The sequence below is a fragment of the Streptomyces adustus genome (assembly GCF_009377175.1).
In the GTDB taxonomy this organism is placed as follows: domain Bacteria; phylum Actinomycetota; class Actinomycetes; order Streptomycetales; family Streptomycetaceae; genus Streptomyces; species Streptomyces adustus.
The window spans coordinates 1-1,177 of the sequence record NZ_VJZD01000550.1 but is presented as its reverse complement, the minus strand read 5'-3'; the positions used below and the strand labels follow the sequence as shown (position 1 = coordinate 1,177).

The 1,177-nt window shown below is 70.3% G+C and carries 1 protein-coding gene; it reads left to right on the top strand.

The window, feature by feature from the left end:
* Positions 1 to 374 precede the first annotated feature (374 nt).
* Positions 375 to 1,177, top strand: an 803-nt coding sequence (locus FNH09_RS46475; protein WP_152895884.1) for a hypothetical protein, incomplete at its 3' end; no start/stop codon positions are given.

Here is a 1,177-nt window from a genome sequence, read left to right as displayed (position 1 = left end):
GGGAAGGGGAACGAGAGAGGACAGACGCAAGGGGGAGAAGTGGGGCGGAGCAAGGGGGAGTTGATGGCCGCCACTGCACGTACAAGTTGGTCCAGACCAATTGGGGTTGTCAAGAGGTCCAGACCAAATCCGTCGCCCGTGCGGCCGTTGCCCGACGTGATGCACAACGTGCCCCGTTTTGCCGTGACTTGCGCGAGCACAGTTCTCCCTCGGCTGCCCAAAGGCGGTTCTCCGGCCACAGGGCCGTGGTTACAGTGCTCAAGTAGTCACGCAATGAAGTCACCTCGGTGCACCGCAGTAACACCGGAGCACCGCCAGGCGCGAGGGACGGGGAGCTGCGCGTGCCAACTGCCATTGCCGTGACCGGCGCCGACATGGCGCTGCCGGCCCAGGACGAGCGGACGCTGCCCGCCGCCGTCCTGCACGACCTGGACCGGCGGCCGCTCGACCAGGCCCTGTCGGACATGCAGACGCTGATCGAGCAGCACGGGTATGTGATCGTCCTGTGCTCGCGGGCCGCCCCCACCGCCGTGTCGGAGCGGCTGCACACCGTCCGCTCCCTGTTGGAGAGCGACCGGATCGCCCTGTTCAGCCCGGAGTTGCCGCCGCTCGGCATCGCCGTCCTGGCCCGTCAGCTGCGGCAGCTGGCGTCCTGCGACCTCAGTCCCGGCGTGCTCGCCTCGGCGGGTCGGCTGCTCACCCACTATCTCCACACCGGCGCGCTGCTCGGCTCCGTCGCCGGACTCGACCGCGTCCCCGTCGACCTGAAGGCGCACGCCAGGTCCTGGATGCCGGGCAGCCAGTTCGCCGTACTCTCCCACCCCGCACCGCAGTTGGTGCGGGTCGGCCCCGGAGCGATGCTGACCGGGCCCGAGTTCGCCACCTCGATGCTGGTCGCCAGGGGGCAGCAGGCGGCCGACTGGGTCAACGGCACCCTCGCCCCGGCCTGGAACGCCCAGGGGCTGCGCGAGGTCGTGCTGCCCGCCGAGTCCGCCGAGTGGTGGGGGACGGGGAAGCTGGTCGAGTTCTGCGCCTATCTGCCCGACCTGTCGGTGCTCTACCAGCTGGTGACCTCGGTGCGGCAGAGCGCCTGCCACTGGTGCGGCATCGACGTCATCGGCGACCGCTGTGTGTTCTGCTCCGCCACCCCGCCCGCCGCCGACCTGCCGGTCCCGGC